General features: G+C 39.4%; 6 protein-coding genes. All 6 read left to right on the top strand.

Annotation, left to right across the window (positions count from 1 at the left end):
* Positions 1 to 34 precede the first annotated feature (34 nt).
* The 6 genes from E1176_RS06890 to lepB are packed head-to-tail and all read left to right on the top strand — an operon-like array spanning position 35 to position 5276.
* Complete coding sequence (locus tag E1176_RS06890) at positions 35 to 715, top strand: metal-dependent hydrolase (protein ID WP_155209870.1); 681 nt, start codon at positions 35 to 37, stop codon at positions 713 to 715.
* 6 nt (positions 716 to 721) lie between these two features.
* Positions 722 to 1501 carry a ParA family protein gene (locus tag E1176_RS06885; RefSeq protein ID WP_155209869.1) on the top strand — a complete coding sequence of 260 codons (780 nt, stop codon included), beginning with the start codon at positions 722 to 724 and terminating at the stop codon, positions 1499 to 1501.
* Between the two features lie 15 nt (positions 1502 to 1516).
* On the top strand, positions 1517 to 2422 hold the full coding sequence (locus E1176_RS06880) for a ParB/RepB/Spo0J family partition protein (RefSeq protein WP_155209868.1): 906 nt from the start codon (positions 1517 to 1519) through the stop codon (positions 2420 to 2422).
* Positions 2419 to 3033 carry a DUF5683 domain-containing protein gene (locus tag E1176_RS06875; RefSeq protein WP_155209867.1) on the top strand — a complete coding sequence of 205 codons (615 nt, stop codon included), beginning with the start codon at positions 2419 to 2421 and terminating at the stop codon, positions 3031 to 3033. Before E1176_RS06880 ends, E1176_RS06875 begins: the two co-directional genes overlap by 4 nt.
* Positions 3034 to 3038: 5 nt before the next feature.
* Entirely contained in the window at positions 3039 to 3752 is a 714-nt protein-coding gene (dapB, locus tag E1176_RS06870; RefSeq protein ID WP_155209866.1) for a 4-hydroxy-tetrahydrodipicolinate reductase, read from the top strand.
* Positions 3753 to 3812: 60 nt separating this feature from the next.
* Positions 3813 to 5276, top strand: a complete 1464-nt coding sequence (gene lepB / locus E1176_RS06865; RefSeq protein WP_155209865.1) for a signal peptidase I — start codon at positions 3813 to 3815, stop codon at positions 5274 to 5276.
* Positions 5277 to 5327: the final 51 nt, after the last annotated feature.

The following is a 5327-nucleotide window of genomic DNA, read 5'->3' as shown; positions in this document are numbered from 1 at the left end:
CCCTATTTTGTAAACCAAGATCTAATCATCTGATATGCAAATCACCTACTTTGGCCATTCATGTTTTCAGTTAGAAATTGCAGGCAAAAAGGTTCTTTTCGATCCTTTCATTTTGCCTAACCAACTAGCCGAAGACATCGATATAAGCACTATAAAGCCAGATTATATTTTCATATCGCATGGTCATCAAGACCATGTTTCAGATGTTGAAGACATTTACAGACAGAGCGAAGCCAAGATAGTTTCTACCTTCGAAGTGGTCTCCTGGTTTGAAGAACAGGGGTTGGATAATATACATCCGATGAACCATGGCGGTGAGTGGAAGTTTGACTTTGGTACTGTAAAAATGGTGAACGCTGTACACTCAAGCGCAATGCCTGACGGCAGCTATGGTGGCAATCCTTCCGGGTTTGTTTTTACCATAGAGGGAAAGTCTTTTTATTATGCAGGTGATACAGCTTTGCATTACGATATGAAATTAATTGCTGAAGAATTTGATATCGACTTTGCTTTTATGCCAATTGGTAGCAATTTTACCATGGGCGTGAAAGACGCTGTGAAGGCAGCAGATTTTGTAAATACATCAAAGGTAATTGGAATGCATTATGATACATTCCCTTTTATCGAAATAGATCATGACGAGGCCAAATCTTTATTTCAAAAAGCCGATAAAGAGCTGATTTTAATGAAGATTGGAGAAAATATTAATATATAATTATACATGAGCAAAGTAATAGCAATAGCTAATCAAAAAGGTGGTGTAGGTAAAACCACCTCAGCCATTAATCTAGCTGCAAGTTTGGCAGCTCTTGAGTACAAAACACTTGTAGTTGATGCTGACCCTCAGGCCAACTCCACATCTGGTGTCGGTCTTAACCCAAAGGAGGTTGAGGTAAGTGTGTATGAGTGTATGGTTGATGATATACCTGTAAAAGATGCTATCACTGAAACTGAAATTGACTATTTACATATCTTGCCATCTCATATTGATCTGGTAGGTGCTGAAGTAGAAATGGTGAGTATAGATCGTAGAGAGGAGCGTATGAGAGATGCTCTCAAAGCGGTGAAAGATGATTATGATTTTATAATTATTGATTGCTCTCCATCGTTAGGTTTAATTACCATCAACGCATTAACAGCGGCCGACTCTGTGATGATACCGGTACAGTGTGAGTACTTTGCCCTTGAAGGTTTAGGAAAACTCTTAAATACAATCAAAATCATTCAAACCAGGCTGAATAAAGAGTTGAAAATTGAAGGCATATTGCTTACTATGTATGATGTAAGGCTGCGTCTTTCAAACCAGGTGGTAGAAGAAGTAAAGACACACTTTAAATCGATAGTTTTCGATACCATCATACCTAGAAATATAAAGCTTAGTGAGTCTCCAAGTTTTGGAGTACCCGCCATAGCACATGATGCAGAAAGTAAAGGGGCAATAAGCTACCTTAATCTGGCAAAAGAGATACTAGATAAAAACAATATATCGCAAGAAGGATAATCCAAGGAGGAGGGCATGGCAAAGAAACCCATAAAAAGAAGAAACGCGTTAGGTAGAGGACTAGGAGCATTGTTAGAAGATTCTCCTGCTAAAGAGAAGAAAGAGTTAGATATTAGTGAAGCAGCTTCAGAGGCTGGTTCTATGTCAGAAATTGCGCTGGCAGAGATTGAAGTCAACCCTTTTCAGCCCAGAACTCATTTTGACCAGGAGGCTTTATCAGAGCTTTCTGAGTCAATCAAAGTTCAGGGAATTATACAGCCAATTACGGTAAGAAAGCTTTCAAAAGGTAAGTATCAGCTTATCTCCGGTGAGCGTAGATTCCAAGCATCTAAACTTGCCGGCTTAGAAAGAATACCGGCTTACATACGTACAGCTGACGATCAGCAGATGTTAGAAATGGCGCTGATAGAAAATATTCAGCGTGAAAACCTAAACAGTATCGAGATAGCACTTAGTTATCAACGACTGCTTACAGAGTGCGATCTTAAGCAAGAGCAATTGGGTGACCGTGTTGGTAAAAACAGAACCACTGTAAACAACTACTTAAGGTTACTAAAACTTCCACCAGACATTCAGGCAGCACTTAGAGATAAGAAAATATCTATGGGCCATGCTCGCGCTATCATCAATATAGAAAATGTTGACTTACAGCTGGATATATTTAAGAAGATTATCAGCCAGGATCTATCTGTAAGAAAAGTGGAGCAGTTGGTGAGAGAAGCCATGGCTCCGAAGAAGCCCAAGCAGGAAAAAGAAAAAGAATCAGATGGTGGCAAAGAAATTGCTAAGTTACAATCACAACTAGCATCTCACTTTGGCACGCGTGTACAGGTAAAATCTGATGGCAAAAAAGGTGAGATAAAAATACCATTTGTCTCAGTAGAGGACCTAAACAGGATCCTCGACATATTAGAAGTATGAAGCGATTCTTAACCTTAGGCCTTTTTTTATCTATTACCTCTGCGGTTTTCGGACAAATAACCCCTAGCCCTGCTCGTGTAGATACTACAGAAGTAGATAATACACCTCTTGTGAGAGAGCGAGGAGAAAATGTAGAAATTGAGGAAATAGAGACTTATGCCGATAAGTATATACCTCGCAAAGCCTCTTTGTATTCAGCTATTTTCCCAGGCATGGGTCAGGTCTATAATAAAAGCTATTGGAAGCTCCCAATTATCTATGGGGGCTTTATTGCTTTGGGCTATACTGTTGATTTCTACAACGATAGGTATAAATTGCTACGCAAAGACCTCTTTACACTGTTAGAAGAAGGTGGCTCTACTACTCCTTTAGGTTTTAGCGAAAGCCAGGTTAGAAACCAGGTTGACAAAGCACGTAGAGAGCGCGATTTCTACATGATCATGACAGGAGTTTTATATTTACTACAAATTGCTGAAGCTCACATCGATGCTCACCTCAAAGAATTTAAATTAAACCCAGAACTGAGGGTTTCTATCGAACCAATGATCGAAAGACCAGAATTTACCAACGCTGGATACAATACTGGCCTAAGCCTTAAATTTAAGTTTTGATTAGTATGAATATCCTGATACTAGGTTATGGAAAAATGGGTCAGATAATTGACCAAATGGCAACAGAAAGGGGCCATACGATAATTGCCAGGATTAAAAAAGACAATGCTCAAGATCTTGAAAAATTAGACACAGCTGCAATTGATGTGGCCATCGAGTTTAGTCAGCCTGATGCTGCAGTTTCTAACATTAGCTATTGTCTTAAAAACAACATACCGGTGCTCTCAGGTACCACAGGGTGGCTCGACAAAAAGCCAGAAATAGAAAAACTTTGTCAGGAAGAAAATGGTACTTTTTTCTATGCCTCAAATTATAGCATTGGTGTAAATCTCTTCTTCAAACTCAATGAGCAGCTTGCTGCCATGATGGATAAGTTCGATGAGTATGATATCTCAATTGACGAAATACACCACACACAAAAGAAAGACGCCCCCAGTGGCACAGCCATTACCTTGGCAGAGGGTGTACTTAGCCATGTAAAAAGAACTAAAGAATGGAAACTAGGCGAACGGACTGATGGCGCTATTCCTATTGCAGCTATAAGAAAAGACGATGTACCTGGCACTCATGGGGTTTGCTATAGCTCCTCGATTGATGACATCGAAATTAAACACACAGCTCACTCAAGAGAGGGCTTTGCTAAAGGTGCCGTTTTAGTTGCCGAGTGGTTGAAGGACAAAAAAGGTGTGCTCAGCATGGCCGAATTCCTAAAATTATAACCTTTGGTTTTATTTGTACGTTTCCAAAAACTTGACGCTTTAAAAAAGAAATAACATATAATGGACAGCATTTATATTTACCTATTCATCTCCCCTATTCTAATCGCTTTTTACATCGGCTATTGGAAACTATTCGAAAAAGCCGGAGAGGATGGTTGGAAAGCAATTGTTCCCATCTATAATTGGGTAACTCATCTCAAAATTGTCGGAAGACCCTGGTGGTGGATAATTTACCTGCTTATTCCTATTGTTAATGTTTTTGTAGCGTTTTCTATTTACATAGACTTATGTAAGTGCTTTGGAAAGAATAAATTTTATCATCACGTTGCCGGTACTCTATTTAGTTTCGCCTATTTCCCGTATATCGGTTTTAAAGACGATGTAAAATACATTGGCACTTTAGATGAGCTGCCACCTCAAAACAAGTCTGCAGCTCGTGAGTGGGCAGATGCGATCATCTTTGCAGTAGCTGCTGCCACGATTATCAGAGCACTTATTATGGAGGCCTTTACCATTCCTACGCCTTCTATGGAAAAGTCGCTGTTAGTAGGAGATTTTCTGTTTGTAAGTAAGTTTCATTATGGAGCTAGAACACCCGCAACACCTTTACAAATGCCTCTTACGCATCAAAAAATATGGTTTACAAACCTACCCTCTTACCTTGACTGGATTCAGCTTAAACAACATAGACTACCAGGATTTAGCGATATAGAAAGAAATGACGTGGTGGTGTTTAACATACCTCCGAAAAATCTTAATGAAGGAATCGACTACCCTGTAGACCTTAAGACTAACTACATTAAGCGTTGTGTCGGATTGCCTGGTGACGTTTTAAAAATTGAGGACAAACAACTCATCGTAAACAACAAACCATTAGAAAACCCTGAAGAGATGCAGTTTGCACACCTGGTGATATCTAATAGTGTGATGAGCCAGCGTGTATTAGAAAAGTTTGATATACCAGAGATGCAGGTAGTACAAACGAGCCCTGAGGCAATACAATTGGTCTATTTAACTGATACACAAGTTGAAGAATTGCGAAAAGAAACATTTGTTAAAGAAGTAAGACCGGCTTCTAACAACCCTTACAGAAGATTTGAACCTTACGAAAAAGGTGAACTAGACCAGGGTATTTTTCCAGCAGATCCTGAGTTATTCCCGTGGAATAGTGACTGGTACGGACCAGTGACGATACCTAAGCAGGGAGAAACAATACAAATCAATAGAGAGAACCTTGCTACATACGGAGATGTAATAGCCCTGTATGAGCATAATGAGAATGTAATAGTAGCTGAGAACAGCCTGACTATAGATGGCGAAAAAATAACAGAGTATACTTTTAAACAGAACTATTACTTCATGATGGGTGACAATAGACACAACTCATTAGACTCACGCTATTGGGGTTTTGTGCCTGAAGACCACATTGTAGGTAAAGGCTTCTTTATCTGGCTCTCCCTAGACCCTAATGCAGGATTATTCAACAAAATAAGATGGAGTAGATTCTTTAAGCTTATAGAGTAAAATAAGCTGATTGATAACAAAAAAGAGGCCGTCTCAAAAGGTGAGTCATCC

The organism is Fulvivirga aurantia (assembly GCF_009711475.1).
Classification (GTDB): domain Bacteria; phylum Bacteroidota; class Bacteroidia; order Cytophagales; family Cyclobacteriaceae; genus Fulvivirga; species Fulvivirga aurantia.
This window is presented reverse-complemented; position numbering and strand designations above follow the sequence as displayed.